The organism is Pseudomonas fakonensis, from assembly GCF_019139895.1.
In the GTDB taxonomy this organism is placed as follows: Bacteria; Pseudomonadota; Gammaproteobacteria; order Pseudomonadales; family Pseudomonadaceae; genus Aquipseudomonas; species Aquipseudomonas fakonensis.
The window spans coordinates 3,999,460-4,018,959 of sequence record NZ_CP077076.1; the positions used below are offsets into that span (position 1 = coordinate 3,999,460).

A 19,500-nucleotide genomic window follows, 5' to 3' on the forward strand; every position below is an offset into this window, starting at 1 on the left:
ACAATGGCCACTATCCACGTAGACGGCAAAGCGCTCGAAGTCAACGGTGCAGACAACCTGTTACAGGCGTGTCTGTCGCTAGGCCTCGATATCCCCTATTTCTGCTGGCACCCGGCGCTCGGAAGCGTCGGCGCCTGCCGGCAATGTGCGGTCAAGCAGTACACCGACGAGAACGACACCCGTGGTCGTATCGTCATGTCCTGCATGACCCCTGCCTCCGACGGCACCTGGATCTCCATCGAAGATGAAGAGTCCAAGGCGTTTCGCGCCAGCGTCGTCGAGTGGCTGATGACCAACCACCCGCACGACTGCCCGGTGTGCGAGGAAGGCGGTCACTGCCACCTGCAGGACATGACGGTAATGACCGGCCACAACGAGCGCCGCTACCGTTTCACCAAGCGTACCCACCAGAACCAGGACCTCGGCCCGTTCATCGCCCACGAGATGAACCGCTGCATCGCCTGCTACCGCTGCGTGCGCTACTACAAGGACTACGCCGGCGGCACCGATCTGGGTGTGTACGGCGCCCACGACAACGTGTACTTCGGTCGCGTTGAAGACGGCGTGCTGGAAAGCGAGTTCTCCGGCAACCTCACCGAGGTCTGCCCGACCGGTGTGTTCACCGACAAGACCCACTCCGAGCGCTACAACCGCAAGTGGGACATGCAGTTTGCCCCAAGCATCTGCCATGGCTGCTCCAGCGGCTGCAACATCAGCCCCGGGGAGCGTTATGGCGAACTGCGCCGCATCGAGAACCGCTTCAACGGCTCGGTGAACCAGTACTTCCTGTGCGACCGTGGCCGCTTCGGCTATGGCTACGTCAACAGCAAGGACCGCCCGCGCCAGCCACGGCTGGCCGATGGCAGCAAGCTGTCCCTCGACACCGCCCTGGACAAAGCCGCCGACCTGCTGCGCGGGCGCACCATCGTCGGTATCGGCTCGCCACGCGCCAGCCTCGAGAGCAACTACGGCCTGCGTGAGCTGGTCGGCGCCGAGTACTTCTACTCGGGTATGGAAGCCGGCGAGCTGGCCCGCGTGCGCCTGGCGCTGGACGTGCTGAACAACAGCCCGCTGCCCGTACCTACCCTGCGCGATATCGAAGACCACGACGCGGTATTCGTGCTTGGTGAAGACCTGACCCAGACCGCCGCCCGCGTCGCCCTGGCCGTGCGCCAGGCGACCAAGGGCAAGGCCGAAGCCATGGCCGATGCCATGCGCGTCCAGCCATGGCTGGACGCTGCGGTGAAGAACATCGGCCAGCACGCGCTGTACCCGCTGTTCATCGCATCCTTGGCTGAAACCAAGCTCGACGACGTCGCCGAAGAGTGTGTGCACGCAGCGCCTGCGGACCTGGCCCGCATCGGCTTCGCCGTGGCCCACGCCATCGACCCGAGCGCGCCGGCCGTCGACGGCCTGGACAGCGAAGCCAAGGCCCTCGCCCAGCGCATCGCCGATGCCCTGGTCGCGGCCAACCGCCCGCTGGTGGTCGCCGGCGCTTCGCTGGCAGAACCTGCACTGATCGAAGCCGCCGCCAACATCGCCAAAGCCCTCAAGCTGCGCGAGAAGAACGGTTCGCTCACCCTGGTCGTCCCTGAGGCCAACAGCCTCGGCATGGCGATGATGGGCGGTGAGTCCGTCGACGCTGCGCTGGACGCGGTGATCAGCGGCAAGGCCGATGCCATCGTGGTACTGGAAAACGACCTGTACACCCGCGTACCGGCTGCCAAGGTCGACGCCGCCCTGGCTGCGGCCAAGGTCGTGATCGTCGCCGACCACACCAAGACCGCCACCCTGGACCGCGCCCACCTGGTGCTGCCGGCTGCCTCGTTCGCCGAAGGCGACGGCACCCTGGTCAGCCAGGAAGGCCGTGCCCAGCGCTTCTTCCAGGTGTTCGACCCGCAGTACCTGGACAGCAGCATCCAGATCCATGAAGGCTGGCGCTGGATGCACGCCCTGCGTGCGACCCTGCTGAACAAGCCGGTGGACTGGACCCAGCTGGACCACGTCACCAGCGCCTGCGCCGAAGCCGCCCCGCAACTGGCCGGCATCGTCAACGCAGCGCCTTCCGCCGCGTTCCGCATCAAGGGCATGAAGCTGGCCCGTGAGCCGCTGCGCTACTCGGGCCGTACCGCCATGCGCGCCAACATCAGCGTGCACGAGCCACGCACCCCACAGGACAAGGACACCGCGTTCGCCTTCTCGATGGAAGGCTATTCGGGTTCGGCCGAACCGCGCCAGCAGGTGCCGTTCGCCTGGTCGCCGGGCTGGAACTCGCCGCAAGCCTGGAACAAGTTCCAGGACGAGGTCGGTGGCCATCTGCGCGCCGGTGACCCGGGCGTGCGCCTGATCGAGTCGCAAGGCGACCGCCTGAGCTGGTTCAGCGCCATCCCGGCTGCCTTCAACCCGGCCCGTGGCACCTGGACTGCGGTACCGTTCTTCCACCTGTTCGGCAGCGAAGAGAATTCCTCGCGCGCCACCCCGGTGCAGGAGCGCATCCCGGCCCCGTACGTAGCATTGGCCAAGTCCGAGGCCGACCGTCTGGGCGTCAACGACGGTGCCCTGCTGAGCCTGAACGTCGCAGGCCACGCGCTGCGCCTGCCGCTGCGTATCAATGAACAACTGGGCGCTGGCCTGGTTGCGTTGCCCAAAGGCCTGGCCGGCATCCCGCCTGCCATCTTCGGTGCATCCGTCGAAGGCCTGCAGGAGGCAGCACAATGAGCTGGTTCACCCCCGAAGTGATCGATGTGATCATTCAGGTCGTCAAGGCTATCGTGGTGCTGCTGGCCGTGGTGGTCTGCGGCGCCCTGCTCAGCTTCGTCGAGCGTCGTCTGCTGGGCTGGTGGCAGGACCGTTACGGCCCGAACCGCGTTGGCCCGTTCGGCATGTTCCAGATCGCCGCCGACATGCTGAAGATGTTCTTCAAGGAAGACTGGAACCCGCCCTTCGTCGACAAGATGATCTTCACCCTGGCGCCGGTCGTGGCCATGAGCGCCCTGCTCATCGGCTTCTCGATCATTCCGATCAGCCCGGGCTGGGGCGTCGCCGACCTGAACATCGGCCTGCTGTTCTTCTTCGCCATGGCCGGCCTTTCGGTGTACGCGGTGCTGTTCGCCGGCTGGTCGTCGAACAACAAGTACGCCCTGCTGGGCAGCTTGCGTGCTTCGGCGCAGACCGTGTCGTACGAGGTGTTCCTGGGCCTGGCGCTGATGGGCGTGGTGGTGCAGGTGGGTTCGTTCAACATGCGCGACATCGTTGAATACCAGGCCCAGAACCTGTGGTTCATCATTCCGCAGTTCTTCGGCTTCTGCACCTTCTTCATCGCTGGCGTCGCCGTGACTCACCGTCACCCGTTCGACCAGCCGGAAGCGGAACAGGAACTGGCCGACGGCTACCACATCGAATATGCCGGCATGAAATGGGGCATGTTCTTCGTCGGTGAATACATCGGCATCATCCTGATCTCGGCGCTGCTGGTAACCCTGTTCTTCGGTGGCTGGCACGGCCCGTTCGGCATCCTGCCGCAGGTGCCGTTCCTGTGGTTCGCCCTGAAGACCGCGTTCTTCATCATGCTGTTCATCCTGCTGCGCGCCTCGATCCCGCGCCCGCGCTATGACCAGGTGATGGACTTCAGCTGGAAGTTCTGCCTGCCGCTGACCCTGATCAATTTGCTGGTGACCGCTGCGATCGTGCTTTACAACACGCCAGCCGTCGCGGCCCAGTGAGGATTTGACCCATGTTCAAATATATCGGCGACATCGTTAAGGGCACCGGCACACAGCTGCGCAGCCTGGCCATGGTGTTCTCCCACGGGTTCCGCAAGCGCGACACCCTGCAGTACCCCGAAGAACCCGTGTACCTGCCGCCGCGCTATCGCGGCCGCATCGTCCTCACCCGCGACCCCGACGGCGAAGAGCGCTGCGTGGCGTGCAACCTCTGCGCGGTAGCCTGCCCGGTGGGCTGCATCTCGCTGCAGAAGGCCGAGACCGAGGACGGCCGTTGGTACCCGGAGTTCTTCCGCATCAACTTCTCCCGTTGCATCTTCTGCGGCCTGTGTGAAGAGGCGTGCCCGACCACCGCGATCCAGCTCACTCCGGATTTCGAAATGGCCGAGTTCAAGCGTCAGGACCTGGTGTACGAGAAAGAAGATCTGCTGATCTCCGGCCCCGGCAAGAACCCTGACTACAACTTCTACCGTGTTGCGGGCATGGCGATCGCTGGCAAGCCGAAAGGCGCTGCGCAGAACGAAGCCGAGCCGATCAACGTGAAGAGCTTGCTCCCATAAGGACAGAAAGATGGAATTCGCTTTCTACTTCGCATCCGGGATCGCCGTGGTCTCCACCCTTCGGGTGGTGACCGGCACCAACCCTGTGCACGCCCTGCTCTACCTGATCATTTCGCTGATCTCCGTGGCAATGATCTTCTTCTCCCTCGGTGCGCCGTTTGCCGGTGCCCTGGAAGTGATCGCCTACGCCGGCGCCATCATGGTGCTGTTCGTCTTCGTGGTGATGATGCTCAACCTCGGGCCGGCCTCGGTCGCCCAGGAGCGTGGCTGGCTCAAGCCCGGCATCTGGGCGGGACCGGTGATCCTCGCCGCCCTGCTGCTGCTGGAGCTGCTCTACGTGCTGTTCGCCAACCCGACTGGCGCTGCCATCAGCGGCACCACCGTGGACGCCAAGGCCGTAGGCATCAGCCTGTTCGGCCCTTACCTGCTGGTGGTCGAACTGGCCTCGATGCTGCTGCTCGCCGCAGCCGTCACCGCCTTCCACCTGGGCCGCAACGAGGCGAAGGAGTAAATCATGGGTGCTATCCCTCTCGAGCATGGTCTGGCAGTCGCCGGCATCCTGTTCTGCTTAGGTCTGGTTGGCCTGATGGTCCGCCGCAACATCCTCTTCGTACTCATGAGCCTGGAAGTCATGATGAACGCTGCTGCCCTGGCGTTCATCGTCGCCGGTGCCCGTTGGGTCCAGCCCGACGGCCAGGTGATGTTCATTCTGGTGATCAGCCTGGCAGCCGCCGAGGCCAGCATTGGCCTGGCAATCCTGCTGCAACTGTATCGCCGCTTCCACACTCTCGACATCGATGCTGCCAGTGAGATGCGCGGATGAACCTACTCTTCCTGACTTTCGTCTTCCCCCTGATCGGCTTCTTGCTGCTGTCGTTCTCGCGCGGGCGGTTCTCCGAGAACCTGTCGGCGCTGATCGGCGTCGGTTCGGTCGGCCTCTCGGCGGCCACCGCTGCCTACGTGATCTGGCAGTTCAACGTCGCCCCGCCTGAGGGCGGCGCCTACAGCCAGCTGCTGTGGCAGTGGATGTCGGTGGACGGCTTCGCGCCGAACTTCACCCTGTACCTGGATGGCCTGTCGGTCACCATGCTGGGTGTGGTCACCGGCGTGGGCTTCTTGATCCACCTGTTCGCCTCCTGGTACATGCGTGGCGAAGCCGGCTACTCGCGCTTCTTCTCGTACACCAACCTGTTCATCGCCAGCATGCTGTTCCTGATCCTGGGCGATAACCTGCTGTTCATCTACTTCGGCTGGGAAGGCGTGGGCCTGTGCTCGTACCTGTTGATCGGTTTCTACTACAGCAACCGCAACAACGGTAATGCGGCACTGAAGGCCTTCATCGTCACCCGTATCGGCGACGTGTTCATGGCCATCGGCCTGTTCATCCTGTTCGCCCAGCTGGGCACCTTGAACGTGCAGGAACTGCTGGTGCTGGCACCGCAGAAGTTCCAGGCCGGTGACACCTGGATGGTACTGGCCACCCTGATGCTGCTGGGTGGCGCGGTCGGTAAATCGGCGCAGCTGCCGCTGCAGACCTGGCTGGCCGACGCGATGGCAGGCCCGACCCCGGTTTCGGCACTGATCCACGCCGCCACCATGGTCACCGCAGGCGTGTACCTGATCGCCCGCACCAACGGCCTGTTCCTGCTGGCCCCGGACATCCTGCACCTGGTGGGTGTGGTGGGTGGCGTCACGCTCGTGCTGGCCGGTTTTGCCGCGCTGGTGCAGACCGACATCAAGCGTATCCTCGCCTACTCGACCATGAGCCAGATCGGCTACATGTTCCTCGCCCTGGGCGTCGGTGCCTGGGACGCGGCGATCTTCCACCTGATGACCCACGCCTTCTTCAAGGCCCTGCTGTTCCTTGCCTCGGGTGCGGTGATCGTTGCCTGCCACCACGAGCAGAACATCTTCAAGATGGGCGGCCTGTGGAAGAAGCTGCCGCTGGCCTACGCAAGCTTCGTGGTCGGTGGCGCAGCCCTGGCGGCATTGCCGATCCTGACCGTGGGCTTCTACTCCAAGGATGAAATTCTTTGGGAAGCCTTCGCCAGCGGCAACAGTGGCCTGCTGTATGCCGGCCTGGTCGGCGCGTTCATGACCTCGCTGTACACCTTCCGCCTGATCTTCATCGCCTTCCACGGCGAAGCCAAGACCGAAGCCCACGCCGGCCACGGCATCAGCCACTGGCTGCCACTGGGCGTGCTGATCGTGCTGTCGACCTTCGTCGGCGCGTGGATTCACCCGCCGCTGGCAGGCGTTCTGCCGGAAAGCGCCGGCCATGCCGGTGGCGAAGCCAAGCACTCGCTGGAAATCGCCTCGGGCGCCATCGCCGTTGCCGGTATCCTGCTGTCGGCCCTGCTGTTCCTGGGCAAGCGCAGCTTCGTCAGCAGCATTGCCAACAGCGGCATCGGCCGTGTGCTGTCGGCCTGGTGGTTCGCCGCCTGGGGCTTCGACTGGATCTACGACAAGCTGTTCGTCAAACCTTACCTGCTGATCAGCCACGTCCTGCGCAAGGACCCGGTTGACCGCAGCATCGGCCTGATCCCTCGCCTGGCCCGCGGCGGCAACGTCGCCATGAGCAAGACCGAGACTGGCCAGCTGCGCTGGTACACCGCTTCGATCGCCGTTGGCGCAGTGCTGGTACTCGGCGCTGTGGTAGTGGCTGCGGTATGACCATCAACCTTGCGAACCTTGCGACTCTGCGAAAGGAAACCAACCCGTCATGATTTTGCCTTGGCTGATCCTGATCCCCTTCATCGGCGGCCTGCTGTGCTGGCTGGGTGAGCGCTTCGGCGCCACCCTGCCGCGCTGGATCGCGCTGCTGACCATGTCCCTGCTGCTCGGCATCGGCCTGTACCTGTGGGCTAACGGCGACTACACCCTGGCCCCTGCACCGGGCGCCGAGCCGGCCTGGGCCCTGGAATACAAAGTCCAGTGGATCCAGCGCTTCGGCATCAGCATCCACCTGGCCCTCGACGGCCTGTCGCTGCTGATGATCCTGCTGACCGGCCTGCTCGGCGTGCTGTCGGTGCTGTGCTCGTGGAAAGAGATCCAGCGCCACGTCGGCTTCTTCCACCTCAACCTGATGTGGATCCTGGGCGGCGTGGTCGGTGTGTTCCTGGCACTGGACCTGTTCCTGTTCTTCTTCTTCTGGGAAATGATGCTGGTGCCGATGTACTTCCTCATCGCGCTCTGGGGCCATAGCTCGGCAGACGGCAAGAAGACCCGGATCTACGCGGCGACCAAGTTCTTCATCTTCACCCAGGCCAGCGGCCTGATCATGCTGGTGGCGATCCTGGGCCTGGTGCTGGTGAACTACAACACCACCGGGGTGCTCACCTTCAACTACAGCGACTTGCTCAAGGCCGAACTGCCAGCTGGCGTTGAATACGTGCTGATGCTGGGCTTCTTCATCGCCTTCGCGGTGAAACTCCCAGTCGTACCGTTCCACTCCTGGCTGCCGGACGCCCACGCCCAGGCACCAACCGCAGGCTCCGTGGACCTGGCGGGCATCCTGCTGAAGACCGCGGCCTACGGCCTGCTGCGCTTCGCCCTGCCGCTGTTCCCCAACGCCTCGGCCGAGTTCGCGCCAATCGCCATGACCCTGGGTCTGATCGGTATCTTCTACGGCGCCTTCCTGGCCTTTGCACAAACCGACATCAAGCGCCTGATCGCCTTCTCCAGCGTTTCGCACATGGGCTTCGTGCTGATCGGCATCTACTCCGGCAGCCAGCAAGCGCTGCAGGGCGCGGTGATCCAGATGCTCGCCCACGGCCTGTCGGCTGCGGCGCTGTTCATCCTGTCCGGCCAGCTGTACGAGCGCCTGCACACCCGTGACATGCGCCAGATGGGCGGCCTGTGGCACCGCATCGCGTATCTGCCGGCCATCAGCCTGTTCTTTGCCGCCGCGTCCCTGGGCCTGCCGGGTACCGGCAACTTCGTCGGCGAGTTCCTGATCCTGATCGGCAGCTTCGCCCATGTGCCATGGATCACCGTGATCGCCACCACCGGCCTGGTCTTCGGTTCGGTGTACTCGCTGATCATGATCCACCGCGCCTACTTCGGCCCGGCCAAGGCCGACACCGTGCTGGCCGGCATGGACGGCCGCGAGCTGATCATGGTGCTGGGCCTGGCCGTGCTGCTGATCGTGCTGGGCGTGTACCCGCAGCCGTTCCTCGACACCTCTGCCGCCACCATGAGCGGTGTGCAGCAGTGGCTCGGTTCCGCTTTCACTCAACTCGCTTCGGCCCGGTAAGAGCGCTATGGAATTCACCACTCAACACTTCATCGCATTGGCGCCGATGCTGATCACCACCATCACCACGGTGGTGGTGATGCTGGCGATCGCCTGGAAGCGCAACCACTCGCAGACCTTCCTGCTGTCCACCGTCGGCCTGAACCTGGCCCTGCTGTCGATCTTGCCGGCACTGAAGGTCGCACCGTTGGCGGTCACAACGCTTGTGACCATCGACAAGTTCGCCTGCCTGTACATGGCGATCATCCTGATCGCCACACTGGCCTGCGTGACCCTCGCCCATGCTTACCTGGGCGAAGGCTCCAAGGGTTTCCCGGGCAACCGTGAAGAGCTGTACCTGCTGCTGCTGATGTCGGCATTGGGTGGTCTGGTGCTGGTCAGCGCCAACCACCTGGCGGGCCTGTTCATCGGCCTGGAACTGCTGTCGGTGCCGGTCTACGGCCTGGTGGCGTACGCCTTCTTCAACAAGCGCTCGCTGGAAGCCGGCATCAAGTACATGGTGCTGTCGGCCGCCGGTTCCGCCTTCCTGCTGTTCGGCATGGCGCTGCTGTACGCCGATGCCGGCGCGCTGACCTTCGACCAGCTGGGCAAGGCCCTGGCCGCCACCAGCATGCCGAGCCTGCTGGCGCAACTGGGCCTGGGCATGATGCTGGTGGGCCTGGCCTTCAAGCTGTCGCTGGTGCCGTTCCACCTGTGGACCCCGGACGTGTACGAAGGCGCCCCAGCGCCGGTGGCCGCGTTCCTGGCCACCGCCAGCAAGGTGGCGGTGTTCGCCGTGGTGGTACGCCTGTTCATGCTCTCCCCTGCTGCCAGCAGCGGCGTGCTGAGCACCGTGCTGGCGGTCATCGCGGTGGCCTCGATCATCGTCGGCAACCTGCTGGCGCTGACCCAGAGCAACCTCAAGCGCCTGCTGGGTTATTCGTCCATCGCCCACTTCGGCTACCTGGTCATTGCACTGGTAGCCAGCAAGGGCCTGGCCATGGAAGCCATGGGCGTGTACCTGGTCACCTACGTGATCACCAGCCTCGGCGCCTTCGGCGTGATCACCCTGATGTCCTCGCCGTATGCCGGCCGTGACGCTGATGCACTGTACGAGTACCGCGGCCTGTTCTGGCGCCGCCCGTACCTGACCGCGGTGCTGACCGTGATGATGCTGTCGCTGGCGGGCATCCCGCTGACGGCTGGCTTCATCGGCAAGTTCTACATCATCGCCACCGGCGTCGAGTCGCACCTGTGGTGGCTGGTCGGTGCGCTGGTGATCGGCAGCGCCATCGGCGTGTACTACTACCTGCGGGTCATGGTCACCCTGTACCTGGTGGAGCCGAACCTGCGTCGCCACGACGCCCCGCTGAAGTGGGAACAGCGCACCGGCGGCGTGATGCTGCTGGCCATCGCCATCCTCGCCTTCGTGCTGGGTGTTTACCCGCAGCCGCTGCTGGAAATGGTGCAGCAGGCCGGGCTGCAACTGATCGGCTGATCAGACTCAAGCGTCACAAGACACCCCGCCTCGGCGGGGTGTTTTTTTATCTGTGCCCTGGGCGGTTCATTCCCCTGCCCCAGCCAGAGCAGCCTTGCGCAGTTCACCATTGACCGGCGGCAGGTACACCTCAGGGTTGGGCATGCCGCTAGGGGACAGCTCGTGGGTCATTTCGAATTCGGCACGCACCGACCAGCCGCAGGCCTCGGTGGTGCATTGCAGGTAAGCGATACGCAGAAAAATATGCCGTCCTTCACTGGTGCGGATACGCATGCGGCTCTGGCAGTGAGGGCAAACCAGCTTGTAGGTACTCACGGCAGATACCTGCAAGCAGGGCCTAGGCAGCCTGTCTGTGGGAGCAATCGCCTGGGCGTGTCAGTTAAAACTGTACAACTAGGTGTATTCTTCAGTTTGGTGTTTCTCATTGCAAAGAGGCTCCTTGAAACGCGGGGCTATATTCGTAACGAGTATTTTAAGCCCATGAAATATCGTTAAACCAGTCATGGATATTTGTTATGAGTACACACTCACTGACCGCGGTACTGGCCCGGCTGAAGCTGATGACCAGCACCCAGACGGATGCCGAGCTGTCCAGGGCCCTGTCGATCAGCCCGCAGACCCTTAGTAGCTGGAAGGTACGCAACAGCATTCCCTATTCACTGTGCGTAGAGATGGCCCAGCAACATGCCTGCTCGCTGGACTGGTTGCTGCTGGGCGAACCTGACGCGCGCAGCGCTGCCGAGGGCGACGACAGCTGGGAGCACGGCATCCTTGCGCAACTGCGTGGCTTACCCCCAGGCGATCGCCAAGCGGTTTGCCTGTTCATCCACGACAAGCAGCGTATCCAGCAACTGGAACGGCAACTCGGCGCGCTGACCAAGGGCATGTCCTAACCTTTGCGACGCCAGCGCTGGATAAGCTCGCGCGGGTCCAGCGAGTCGAGCCAGATCATGACCTTGAGGCTGATGGGGATGACCACCACCGCCGCCACGAATGCCGCCATGCCCCTGGACAGCACCGGCGCCAGCGTCAGTACCAGCGGTTCGAACAGGTGGCCCACGCCGACGGTGACGAACACCAGCAACAGTTTCTTGGCAAGTGTCAGGCGCCTGGAGGTGTCGGTGATCAGCCGGTCGCGCGCCGCGCTGACCAGCAAGGCCCCCAGCAAGGCGGCGAACAGCACATGGCCGTCAACCCCGAGCAGGTTCGCGGCGGCAACGGACAGGCTAGTGAGCAATGCACCCTCAGGCATGGCTCGCTCCCCCAGCTGAAACCACCCGGGCGGCCATGCCACACACGTTGCGCATGATGGTGGCCTCGACGAACTTTACATAGCAGACCTGCAGCGCGCGCCCATGGTGGTGCCCACTGACGTCCTCGAGCCGTTTGTAGCCGCGCTTGCGCAGCGCCGCACGCCACAGCGCGAATTCACTGGCCGCGTCGATCACGGCGTAGCGCGCAGCAACGTCCAGCGCGGCCTCACTGAAGCTGCCGCGTCGGGCCAAAAGCGCCCGCAGCCTTGCCAGTTCAACGCGCGGCCAGAAAGGGTCATGACTGTCGGCAAAAACATGCATGCTCATTCCTGCCTCCTTACTGCCCGGCCAGCATGCCGTAGCGGATGGCCTTGATGACCGCCGCCACCCGGGTGGATACGTCGAACTTGCGCAGGATGTTCGAGACATGGAAGTTCACCGTCGACTCCTTGCATTCAAGGATCTGGCCGATTTCCCAGGAGCTCTTGCCGTAGGCACACCACAGCAGTACCTGCCGCTCACGCGGCGTCAGGCGGATTGGCGCCGCGTCCTCCAGGGGTTGCAGCGCATTGCAGGCATTCGTAGTCATCTTTGCACTCCACGAGTGATTGAGAGCGGCATCGCTGCCGATGGCAATCACCTTACGAAGCGGCCACTGCCCTCCTCTACTCGCACGGTTTGTAAAGAACCTTCGTACAAAACCGTCCGGCAAATGCGGCATGAGATTTCCCGAATTTCTTCGTGCTTTGATCGGCATTTCGCTCGTCTCAACGCCGTTGTCCATTTGCCTTTCGCCTGGAGCCGTACAATGCGTTGCGTTTCGCCCCTCTCGTCATGCCTCGGCCTGCTGGCTGCTTTCGGTGCCGCCCAGCCTGCCCTGGCCGCCACCTCGGTCGAACTCGGCCAGGTGCTGATCACCGACGAGGCGCAGGACGAACTGGCCGATGCCGCTGAACGTCTGCGGGAAGTCCCCGGCGCCAGCAACCTGGTGGACATGCAGCGCGTGGGCCAGGGCCGGGTTGCGAGCAATCAGGATGTACTGGCCTACCAGCCCGGGGTGTTCGCCCAGTCGGCGGGCAACGATGGCATCAAGCTGTCGATTCGCGGCTCGGGCATCAACCGTGCGCCGGGTGCCCACGGCTCCGGGGTGTACACGATGTTCGACGGCCTGCCCCTGACCGGCCCTGGCGGCACCCCCTACGAGCTGTTCGAGCCGCTGTGGCTGAGCCGCGCCGAAGTGTTGCGCGGGGCCAACGGCTTCGACCAGGGCTCGCTGGCCCTGGGCGGAGCGATCAACTACATCACCCATACCGGCTACGATGCCGCGCCACTGCAGGTGCGCTACGAAGCCGGCAGCCGTGGTTACCAGAAGCGCCAGGTCAGCTCCGGCCAGGTACTGGGTAACCTGGATTACTACGTGGCGCTGACCGACTCGGAGTACGACGGTTACCAGGACCACAGCAGCGGCAGCTCGAAGGGCATTGCCGCCAACCTCGGTTACCGCTTCAATGCCAACCTGCAAACCCGTTTCTACCTGCGCTACCGCGAAACCGAGAACGACCTGGCCGGGCGCCTGACCAAGGCGCAAATCAAGCACGACCCGCGTGCCGCCAACCCCGGTTACCTTTCGCGCAACGACCGCCGCCCGCAACCGGGCAGCACCTGGGTGGGCAACAAGACCACGTTCTTTCTGGACGACGATTCGCGCCTTGAGGCCGGGCTGGTCTACCACGACTACCCGATGGACCTGCGCGAGGGCGCGATGCGCCTGAAGGTGGCCTACACCGATGTCAGCGGCACCCTGAACTACTTCCGGCGCAGCACGCTGCTGGGCCACGAGAGCAAGACCACGGTGGGCTGGCGCACCACCAAGCACCTGCCCAACAGCGGGGCGTCGCAGTTTTCGCGGGTGAACGACATCGTTGGCGAACGCCGGCGCGATTTCAGCTACCAGGGCTCGGACACCGTGCTGCACGTGGGCAACGACCTGGAACTGGTCGACAACCTGTGGCTGACCACCGGCATGGCGGCCATCTATACCCGCCGCGAAAGCGACGTGAGCTACCCGGCGCAGGGTGGCAAGGTCAGCCAGCATGATTGGGATTTCGCGCCACGCGTGGGGCTGCGTTACGACATCCGCCCGGACCTGCAGCTGTATGGCAACCTCAGCCGTTCGGTAGAGCCGCCACACCCGTGGTCGCTGATCTGGAGCGCACCGACCCAGACCCAGCCCATCGAGATGCGCAACCAGACCGCCACCACCCTGGAACTAGGTGCCCGTGGCGATTCGATGATCGGCCGCTGGGACCTGGCCTGGTACTACGCCCAGGTACGCCATGAGCTGCTGGCGGTGGAACTGGCCCCAGGCATCACCGGTGAATACAACAGCAGCCCCACCGTGCACCAGGGTGTCGAGGCGGGCCTGGACAGCACCCTTTGGGAGCGCTCCGGCACCGGCAAGCTGAGCCTGCGCCAGGCCTACACGTTCAGCGACTTCCACTACCGCGACGACGATACCTTCGGCGACAACCGCCTGCCCGGCATCCCCATGCACTACTACCAGGCCGAACTGCGCTACGACTGGCCGAGCGGCTTCTACGCCGGGGTCAACACGCAGATGGCGTCCAAGGTGCAGACCGACTACGCCAACAGCTACCACGCCGATGCCTACGCACTGCTTGGCGCGCGGCTGGGCTGGGACTCGCCGAAACAGGACTGGCAGACCTGGCTGGACCTGCGCAACCTGACCAACCAGCGTTATGCCGCCACGGTGACCCCAGGCTACAACGACCGCGGCCTGGACGTTGCCCGCTCGACGCCGGGTGAAGGCTTCGGCGTGTATGCCGGGGTGTCCTACAGCTTCCGTTGAATGCCCTGCGAAGACGGCTACGAGGGCAACTGCACCTGGGGCTTGTTCGCAGCGAAGATCGCCCAACTGGAAATGAACAGCGCCGCGATCAGCGGCCCGATTACAAAGCCATTGAGGCCGAACACCGCCAGCCCGCCGAGGGTCGACACCAGGATCAGGTAGTCCGGCATGCGCGTGTCCTTGCCCACCAGGATCGGCCGCAGCAGGTTATCCACCAGGCCGATCACCAGCACACCGAAGGCGGTCAGTACGATGCCCTGCCAGGTCGCCCCGGTCAGCAGGAAGTACACCGCCACCGGCGCCCAGACGATACCCGCGCCCACCGCCGGCAGCAGCGACAAAAACGCCATCAGCACCGCCCACACCAGCGCGCTGGGGATACCCAGCACCCAGAAGATGAACCCGCCCAGTGCGCCCTGGGTGATCGCCACCAGCAGGTTGCCCTTGACCGTGGCGCGCACCACGCGCTTGAACTTCAGTTGCAGGCGGCGCTTCTGCTGCTCGGGCAGCGGCACCGCCTGACGCACCTTGCGCGCCAGCTCCGCGCCCTCACGCAGGAAGAAATACAGCAGGTAGAGCATGATGCCGAAGCTCACCAGAAAGTCGAAAGTCCCCTGGCCAAAGCTGAAGGCCTGCCCGGCAAGGAACTGGCTGCCCTGGGTGGCCCACTTGGTGATTTTGTCGCGCAGGCCGTCGAGGTTGCCCATGCCCATGCGGTCCAGGGCGTGCTGGGCATAACCCGGCAGCATGTCCTTGCCACGCTCGATGTAGCCGGCGATGTCCAGCTGGCCGCTTTCGATGCGCTGGTACAGGGTGGCGCCCTCCTGCACCAGCAGCGCGCTGATGACGATCACCGGCAGGATCGCGATCAACAGGCACACCAGCAGGGTGGCGGCGGTGGCCAGGTTGCGCCGGCGCTCGAAGCGCAGCAGCAACTGGCGTTGCAGGGGCGCAAACAAAATGGCCAGGATCACCGCCCAGAAGATCGCGCCGTAGTACGGCAGCAGGATCCAGATGAAGGCGATGGTGACCAGGGCCAGCAATACGGTCAGGGCTTTGTTCTGCAACGCGATTTCGTTCATGGGCAATCCTCGGGGGCTCAACAGCTTAGTGCTCGTGGCGCGGGCAAAAGTGCCGTTGACCCAGGTCAATGCCGGCAGCGGGTGCAGCCCGTAGCATCCGCGCCTTTTGCCCCTGGTGCGCACCATGACCCCGTCCGCCTCGCCCGAACTGCTGGCCCCTGCCGGCACCCTCAAGACCATGCGCTACGCCTTCGCCTACGGCGCCGATGCGGTGTATGCCGGCCAACCGCGCTACAGCCTGCGGGTGCGCAACAACGACTTCGACCACGCCACACTCGCCGAGGGCATCCGCGAGGCGCATGCGCTCGGCAAACGCTTCTACGTGGTGGTCAACATCGCCCCGCACAACGCCAAGCTCAAGACCTTCCTCAAGGACCTGGCGCCGGTGATCGAAATGGGCCCGGATGCGCTGATCATGTCCGACCCCGGGCTGATCATGCTGGTGCGCGAGCACTTCGCGCAGATGCCGGTGCACCTGTCGGTACAGGCCAATACGGTGAACTGGGCCAGCGTGCAGTTCTGGCAGCGCATGGGGCTGGCCCGGGTGATCCTGTCGCGGGAGCTGTCGCTGGAAGAAATCGAACAGATCCGCCAGCAGGTGCCGGGCATGGAGCTCGAGGTCTTCGTGCACGGCGCGCTGTGCATGGCCTATTCGGGCCGCTGCCTGTTGTCGGGTTACCTGAACAAGCGTGACGCCAACCAGGGCAGTTGCACCAACGCCTGCCGCTGGAAGTACCAGGCCACTGCGGCCATCGAGAACGCCACCGGCGACATCGTGCGTGAAGTCGAGCCGACCCTGGGCCTCGGCTCGCCCACCAGCCAGGTGTTCCTGCTGCAGGAAAGCAACCGCCCAGGCGAGGAAATGCCAGCGTTCGAAGACGAGCACGGCACCTACATCATGAACGCCAAGGACCTGCGCGCCATCCAGCACGTCGAGCGCCTGAGCCGCATGGGCGTGCACTCGCTGAAGATCGAGGGCCGCACCAAGTCGCACTTCTACTGCGCTCGCGCCGTGCAGTCGTATCGCAAGGCCATCGACGACGCGGCGGCCGGGCGGCCATTCGACCGCGGGCTGATGGACAACCTCGAGTCCCTGGCCCAGCGCGGCTACACCGAGGGCTTTTTGCGCCGCCACGTGCATGACGAGTACCAGAACTACCAGCGTGGCAACTCGGCGTCGGAGCGCCAGCAGTTCGTCGGTGAGCTGACCGGTGAGCGGGTGCACGGCCTGGCCGAGGTGAAGGTGAAGAACCGCTTTGCCGTCGGCGACCACCTGGAGCTGATGACCCCGCACGGCAACTACCACTTCGACCTGGGCCACCTGTGCGACCGCCAGCAACAACCGATCGGCGTGGCGCCGGGTGACGGGCATGTGGTGTACCTGCCGATCCCCGAGCAGGTGCCATTGCAATTCGGGCTGCTGATGCGCGACCTGGGCAACGACGAGGCTGCCGACTGACAGATCTGTAATGTGCGCTTCAGGTGGCTGACAGGGGCTGGCCCGCAACATCGTGGCAGGCCCCACCGCGGGGCCGTGGGAACAACTGTCTTGTGCTGCCTGTACTGGCCACATCGCCGGCAAGCCGGCTCCTACAGGTGCCGTGCAGTCCTGAGGCTTATGCAATCCCTGTGGGTGCGGGCTTGACCCGCGACGAAGGAAACCGGCCATCAAGAGCATGCCATGCCCCTACCCGCCGCACTTTCGTCAAGGGCCTGGGCGCCACCAGCGCCCTCGCCGGCCCGTGGCGCCTCCTGGCCAATGCCGCCGAGGACCGTTTGCCGCTGCACAACCTCAGCGGTCAGCACTTCGAACTGGCGCCGGCCAGACCCCGGTATACATCACCGAAAATCCGCTGTATGGCCTGGAGCTGGAAGCCACAGCCTATGCCGCCGAGCAACAGCAGACTGCGCTGCGCCTTGAAGCCGCTTACGTTATCCTGCTGACCAACCGCTGAAGGCTGGAGCCGAACGTCGAGGTCAACTTCTTTGGCCGTGACGATGCCAGCCGCGAACAAGGGGCGGGAGGGTGGCGAGGGTGCGGTTGCGCTTTTGAAGCGCCAAGCCGTACACCGTGGGAGCGTCTGTTTTGTGCTGGCTGTACCGGCCCCATCGCCGGCAAGCCGGCTCCTGCAGGTACAGCGCAGGTTTGAAGGTTTCGCGACCCCTTGCGGGGGCGATGAACCATGTCTTTGTTTTTCAGGAGCTTCACCATGTCACGCAAACATTTGTTGACCCTAGCCCTCTTGGCCTTCACCGGCCTGGCCCAGGCGGGCGAGACCATCGACGTCTACCGCGACCCCAACTGCGGTTGCTGCAAGGCGTGGATCAAGCACCTGAGCGACAACGGCTTCACGGTCAACGACCACGTCGAGCCGAACATGAGCGCGCTCAAGCAGCGCCTGGGCGTAGCGCCGCGCCTGGCTTCGTGCCACACCGGCGTGATCAACGGCAAATTCGTCGAAGGCCATGTGCCGGCCGAACAGGTGCGCCTGCTGGCCAAACGCGACGACCTCAAGGGGCTGGCGGTACCGGGCATGCCCATGGGCTCGCCGGGCATGGAGATGGGTGATCACAAGGATGCCTACCAGGTCATCGGCGTGACCCAGGGCGGTGAGGACACCGTGGTCGCCGAATACTGATGCTCAGCCTGTGGGCGCTGTTTCTCAGCGCCTTCGGCGCCGCTACCCTGCTGCCGCTGCAATCGGAAGCGGTGTTGGTGGGCCTGCTGCTGCGCACTCCCGAGGCCTGGGCCACCTTGCTGCTGGTAGCCACCCTCGGCAATGTGCTGGGCTCGGTGGTCAACTGGCTGCTGGGGCGGGCCGTCGAGCATTTGCGTGAGCGGCGCTGGTTCCCGTTCAGCGCCAGCCAGCTGGAGCGCGCGCAGCAGCGCTACCAGCGCTGGGGGCAATGGTCGTTGCTGCTCAGCTGGATGCCGGTGATCGGCGACCCGCTGACACTGATCGCCGGGATCATGCGCGAGCCGTTCTGGCGCTTTTTGCTGCTGGTGAGCCTGGCCAAGGGCGCGCGCTACCTGGTGCTGGCGGTGATTACCCTGGGCTGGTTTCACACCGGGTAACACCTTTCACGCGGGTCTCGGTCTACTGGCTGTTAAAGTCGCCTTTTCCTACATGGCCCAACACGGAGTGCCCCCATGCTGCGCGCAACCGCCCTGGCCCTGGCCTGCCTGACCGCAGGCAGCGCCATCGCCGCCGAATCGCCCACCTATGGCAAACAGCTCGAAGGCTTCGCCTACCCCCACCCACTCCAGCACTTCGACTTCCAATCCCAGGGCCAGGCCCTGCAGATGGGTTACATGGACGTGCCGGCCAAAGGCAAGGCCAATGGCCGCAACGTGGTGCTGATGCATGGCAAGAACTTCTGCGCCGCCACCTGGGAGACCACCATCGACGCCCTGAGCCAGGCGGGCTACCGGGTGATTGCCGTGGACCAGGTGGGCTTCTGTACCTCGAGCAAGCCGGCGCACTACCAGTACAGTTTCCAGCAACTGGCCGACAATACCCATGCGCTGCTGGCCAAGCTTGGGGTCGACAAAACCGTCGTACTGGGGCACTCCACCGGCGGCATGCTGGCCACCCGTTACGCGCTGATGTACCCGCAGCAGGTGGAGCGCCTGGCCATGGTCAACCCCATTGGCCTGGAAGACTGGAAAGCCCTGGGCGTTCCCTATCGCACCGTCGACCAGTGGTATGCCCGTGAGCTGAAGCTGGATGCCGAGGGGGTGCGCAACTACGAGCGCAACACTTACTACGCCGGGCGCTGGAAGCCTGAATACGAGCGCTGGGTGCAGATGCTGGTAGGCCTGAACAAGGGCCCGGGGCACCAGGCGGTGGCGTGGAACTCGGCGCTGATCTACGACATGATCTTCACCCAACCGGTAGTGCACGAATTCAAGGACCTGAAGATGCCGACCCTGCTGCTGGTGGGTGACCAGGACAGCACGGCGATCGGCAGCGATGTCGCACCACCCGAGGTCAAGGCCACACTCGGCAAATACAAGGTGCTGGGACCACAAGTGGCGAAGATGATCCCGCAGGGGGAGCTGGTGACCTTCGAGGGGCTGGGGCATGCGCCGCAGATCGAAGAGCCGGCGAAGTTTCACCAGGCGTTGATTGGCTGGTTGAACCGCTGATACTGGTCTCTGTAAGGGCCGGCTTGCCGGTGATGGGGCCGGCAAGGCTTGCTCGATCGCCTGTGCGGGCCTCATCGCCGGCAAGCCGGCTCCTACAAGGGGCGCGTCAGCCCTTGAGATATTGCGCGGGGG

The 19,500-nt window shown here is 64.4% G+C and carries 19 protein-coding genes and 1 pseudogene; 15 read left to right on the forward strand and 5 right to left on the reverse strand.

The window, feature by feature from the left end; translation table 11 throughout:
* The first annotated feature begins 3 nt into the window (after window positions 1–3).
* The 8 genes from nuoG to nuoN are packed head-to-tail and all read left to right on the forward strand — an operon-like array spanning window position 4 to window position 10,014.
* Window positions 4–2,718: an NADH-quinone oxidoreductase subunit NuoG gene (nuoG, locus tag KSS94_RS17540; protein WP_217839353.1), complete on the forward strand. Its 2,715-nt coding sequence runs from the start codon at window positions 4–6 to the stop codon at window positions 2,716–2,718.
* Window positions 2,715–3,722, forward strand: coding sequence for an NADH-quinone oxidoreductase subunit NuoH (gene nuoH / locus KSS94_RS17545; RefSeq protein WP_217839354.1), 1,008 nt, complete (start codon window positions 2,715–2,717; stop codon window positions 3,720–3,722). The genes nuoG and nuoH overlap by 4 nt, the downstream gene beginning before the upstream one ends.
* An 11-nt stretch (window positions 3,723–3,733) precedes the next feature.
* On the forward strand, window positions 3,734–4,282 hold the full coding sequence (gene nuoI, locus KSS94_RS17550) for an NADH-quinone oxidoreductase subunit NuoI (RefSeq protein ID WP_016488223.1): 549 nt from the start codon (window positions 3,734–3,736) through the stop codon (window positions 4,280–4,282).
* A 10-nt stretch (window positions 4,283–4,292) separates the two neighbouring features.
* The gene (gene nuoJ, locus KSS94_RS17555) at window positions 4,293–4,793 is read left to right on the forward strand and encodes an NADH-quinone oxidoreductase subunit J (protein WP_138221565.1); all 501 of its coding nucleotides are present in this window, start codon (window positions 4,293–4,295) and stop codon (window positions 4,791–4,793) included.
* Between the two features lie 3 nt (window positions 4,794–4,796).
* Window positions 4,797–5,105: an NADH-quinone oxidoreductase subunit NuoK gene (nuoK, locus tag KSS94_RS17560; RefSeq protein ID WP_023631349.1), complete on the forward strand. Its 309-nt coding sequence runs from the start codon at window positions 4,797–4,799 to the stop codon at window positions 5,103–5,105.
* A complete protein-coding gene (gene nuoL, locus KSS94_RS17565) occupies window positions 5,102–6,955 on the forward strand; it encodes an NADH-quinone oxidoreductase subunit L (protein WP_217839355.1) in 1,854 nt (617 codons plus the stop codon). Before nuoK ends, nuoL begins: the two co-directional genes overlap by 4 nt.
* A 49-nt stretch (window positions 6,956–7,004) precedes the next feature.
* Window positions 7,005–8,537: an NADH-quinone oxidoreductase subunit M gene (gene nuoM, locus KSS94_RS17570; protein WP_217839356.1), complete on the forward strand. Its 1,533-nt coding sequence runs from the start codon at window positions 7,005–7,007 to the stop codon at window positions 8,535–8,537.
* 7 nt (window positions 8,538–8,544) lie between these two features.
* Complete coding sequence (nuoN, locus tag KSS94_RS17575) at window positions 8,545–10,014, forward strand: NADH-quinone oxidoreductase subunit NuoN (RefSeq protein ID WP_217839357.1); 1,470 nt, start codon at window positions 8,545–8,547, stop codon at window positions 10,012–10,014.
* 66 nt (window positions 10,015–10,080) lie between these two features.
* Here nuoN and KSS94_RS17580 read toward each other — a convergent pair whose 3' ends face one another.
* The gene (locus tag KSS94_RS17580) at window positions 10,081–10,329 is read right to left on the reverse strand and encodes an Ogr/Delta-like zinc finger protein (protein ID WP_217839358.1); all 249 of its coding nucleotides are present in this window, start codon (window positions 10,327–10,329) and stop codon (window positions 10,081–10,083) included.
* Between the two features lie 200 nt (window positions 10,330–10,529).
* On the opposite strand from KSS94_RS17580, the gene KSS94_RS17585 reads away from it, so the two are divergent.
* Window positions 10,530–10,907, forward strand: a complete 378-nt coding sequence (locus KSS94_RS17585; RefSeq protein WP_217839359.1) for a helix-turn-helix domain-containing protein — start codon at window positions 10,530–10,532, stop codon at window positions 10,905–10,907.
* Here KSS94_RS17585 and KSS94_RS17590 read toward each other — a convergent pair.
* The 3 genes from KSS94_RS17590 to KSS94_RS17600 are packed head-to-tail and all read right to left on the reverse strand — an operon-like array spanning window position 10,904 to window position 11,856.
* Window positions 10,904–11,266: a hypothetical protein gene (locus KSS94_RS17590; protein ID WP_217839360.1), complete on the reverse strand. Its 363-nt coding sequence runs from the start codon at window positions 11,264–11,266 to the stop codon at window positions 10,904–10,906. The two genes, KSS94_RS17585 and KSS94_RS17590, sit on opposite strands and share 4 nt — an antisense overlap.
* A complete protein-coding gene (locus KSS94_RS17595) occupies window positions 11,259–11,594 on the reverse strand; it encodes a head completion/stabilization protein (protein ID WP_217839361.1) in 336 nt (111 codons plus the stop codon). The genes KSS94_RS17590 and KSS94_RS17595 overlap by 8 nt, the downstream gene beginning before the upstream one ends.
* Before the next feature lie 10 nt (window positions 11,595–11,604).
* Window positions 11,605–11,856 (reverse strand): response regulator transcription factor, encoded by a 252-nt coding sequence (locus tag KSS94_RS17600; RefSeq protein ID WP_217839362.1) that lies wholly within the window; start codon window positions 11,854–11,856, stop codon window positions 11,605–11,607.
* A 219-nt stretch (window positions 11,857–12,075) separates the two neighbouring features.
* Here KSS94_RS17600 and KSS94_RS17605 point away from each other — a divergent pair, with 219 nt between their 5' ends.
* Window positions 12,076–14,136, forward strand: a complete 2,061-nt coding sequence (locus tag KSS94_RS17605) for a TonB-dependent receptor family protein (RefSeq protein WP_217839363.1) — start codon at window positions 12,076–12,078, stop codon at window positions 14,134–14,136.
* A gap of 17 nt (window positions 14,137–14,153) precedes the next feature.
* On the opposite strand, the gene KSS94_RS17610 is transcribed toward KSS94_RS17605, so the two are convergent.
* Window positions 14,154–15,218 (reverse strand): AI-2E family transporter, encoded by a 1,065-nt coding sequence (locus tag KSS94_RS17610; protein ID WP_217839364.1) that lies wholly within the window; start codon window positions 15,216–15,218, stop codon window positions 14,154–14,156.
* 124 nt (window positions 15,219–15,342) lie between these two features.
* On the opposite strand from KSS94_RS17610, the gene trhP reads away from it, so the two are divergent.
* From trhP to KSS94_RS17630, 5 genes and pseudogenes are all read left to right on the forward strand, one after another.
* Window positions 15,343–16,677 carry a prephenate-dependent tRNA uridine(34) hydroxylase TrhP gene (gene trhP / locus KSS94_RS17615; protein ID WP_217839365.1) on the forward strand — a complete coding sequence of 445 codons (1,335 nt, stop codon included), beginning with the start codon at window positions 15,343–15,345 and terminating at the stop codon, window positions 16,675–16,677.
* A gap of 385 nt (window positions 16,678–17,062) precedes the next feature.
* A pseudogene (locus tag KSS94_RS27275) lies at window positions 17,063–17,242 on the forward strand (copper resistance protein B); the annotation flags it as partial.
* A gap of 186 nt (window positions 17,243–17,428) precedes the next feature.
* Window positions 17,429–17,857 (forward strand): DUF411 domain-containing protein, encoded by a 429-nt coding sequence (locus KSS94_RS17620; protein ID WP_217839366.1) that lies wholly within the window; start codon window positions 17,429–17,431, stop codon window positions 17,855–17,857.
* Window positions 17,857–18,294 carry a YqaA family protein gene (locus KSS94_RS17625; protein ID WP_217839367.1) on the forward strand — a complete coding sequence of 146 codons (438 nt, stop codon included), beginning with the start codon at window positions 17,857–17,859 and terminating at the stop codon, window positions 18,292–18,294. Before KSS94_RS17620 ends, KSS94_RS17625 begins: the two co-directional genes overlap by 1 nt.
* A gap of 75 nt (window positions 18,295–18,369) precedes the next feature.
* Window positions 18,370–19,368, forward strand: a complete 999-nt coding sequence (locus KSS94_RS17630) for an alpha/beta fold hydrolase (protein ID WP_217839368.1) — start codon at window positions 18,370–18,372, stop codon at window positions 19,366–19,368.
* The last annotated feature ends 132 nt before the right edge of the window (window positions 19,369–19,500 follow it).

What these genes read in the sequence shown, in the direction of transcription:
- nuoJ (WP_138221565.1), top strand. Translation starts at nt 4,293, where the DNA reads ATGGAATTCGCTTTCTACTTCGCATCCGGGATCGCCGTGGTCTCCACC.
- KSS94_RS17600 (WP_217839362.1), bottom strand. Translation starts at nt 11,856, where the DNA reads ATGACTACGAATGCCTGCAATGCGCTGCAACCCCTGGAGGACGCGGCG.
- nuoH (WP_217839354.1), top strand. Translation starts at nt 2,715, where the DNA reads ATGAGCTGGTTCACCCCCGAAGTGATCGATGTGATCATTCAGGTCGTC.
- nuoI (WP_016488223.1), top strand. Translation starts at nt 3,734, where the DNA reads ATGTTCAAATATATCGGCGACATCGTTAAGGGCACCGGCACACAGCTG.
- KSS94_RS17590 (WP_217839360.1), bottom strand. Translation starts at nt 11,266, where the DNA reads ATGCCTGAGGGTGCATTGCTCACTAGCCTGTCCGTTGCCGCCGCGAAC.
- nuoK (WP_023631349.1), top strand. Translation starts at nt 4,797, where the DNA reads ATGGGTGCTATCCCTCTCGAGCATGGTCTGGCAGTCGCCGGCATCCTG.
- KSS94_RS17595 (WP_217839361.1), bottom strand. Translation starts at nt 11,594, where the DNA reads ATGAGCATGCATGTTTTTGCCGACAGTCATGACCCTTTCTGGCCGCGC.
- trhP (WP_217839365.1), top strand. Translation starts at nt 15,343, where the DNA reads ATGACCCCGTCCGCCTCGCCCGAACTGCTGGCCCCTGCCGGCACCCTC.
- KSS94_RS17605 (WP_217839363.1), top strand. Translation starts at nt 12,076, where the DNA reads ATGCGTTGCGTTTCGCCCCTCTCGTCATGCCTCGGCCTGCTGGCTGCT.
- KSS94_RS17630 (WP_217839368.1), top strand. Translation starts at nt 18,370, where the DNA reads ATGCTGCGCGCAACCGCCCTGGCCCTGGCCTGCCTGACCGCAGGCAGC.
- KSS94_RS17620 (WP_217839366.1), top strand. Translation starts at nt 17,429, where the DNA reads ATGTCACGCAAACATTTGTTGACCCTAGCCCTCTTGGCCTTCACCGGC.
- KSS94_RS17610 (WP_217839364.1), bottom strand. Translation starts at nt 15,218, where the DNA reads ATGAACGAAATCGCGTTGCAGAACAAAGCCCTGACCGTATTGCTGGCC.
- nuoL (WP_217839355.1), top strand. Translation starts at nt 5,102, where the DNA reads ATGAACCTACTCTTCCTGACTTTCGTCTTCCCCCTGATCGGCTTCTTG.
- nuoG (WP_217839353.1), top strand. Translation starts at nt 4, where the DNA reads ATGGCCACTATCCACGTAGACGGCAAAGCGCTCGAAGTCAACGGTGCA.
- nuoM (WP_217839356.1), top strand. Translation starts at nt 7,005, where the DNA reads ATGATTTTGCCTTGGCTGATCCTGATCCCCTTCATCGGCGGCCTGCTG.
- KSS94_RS17625 (WP_217839367.1), top strand. Translation starts at nt 17,857, where the DNA reads ATGCTCAGCCTGTGGGCGCTGTTTCTCAGCGCCTTCGGCGCCGCTACC.
- KSS94_RS17585 (WP_217839359.1), top strand. Translation starts at nt 10,530, where the DNA reads ATGAGTACACACTCACTGACCGCGGTACTGGCCCGGCTGAAGCTGATG.
- nuoN (WP_217839357.1), top strand. Translation starts at nt 8,545, where the DNA reads ATGGAATTCACCACTCAACACTTCATCGCATTGGCGCCGATGCTGATC.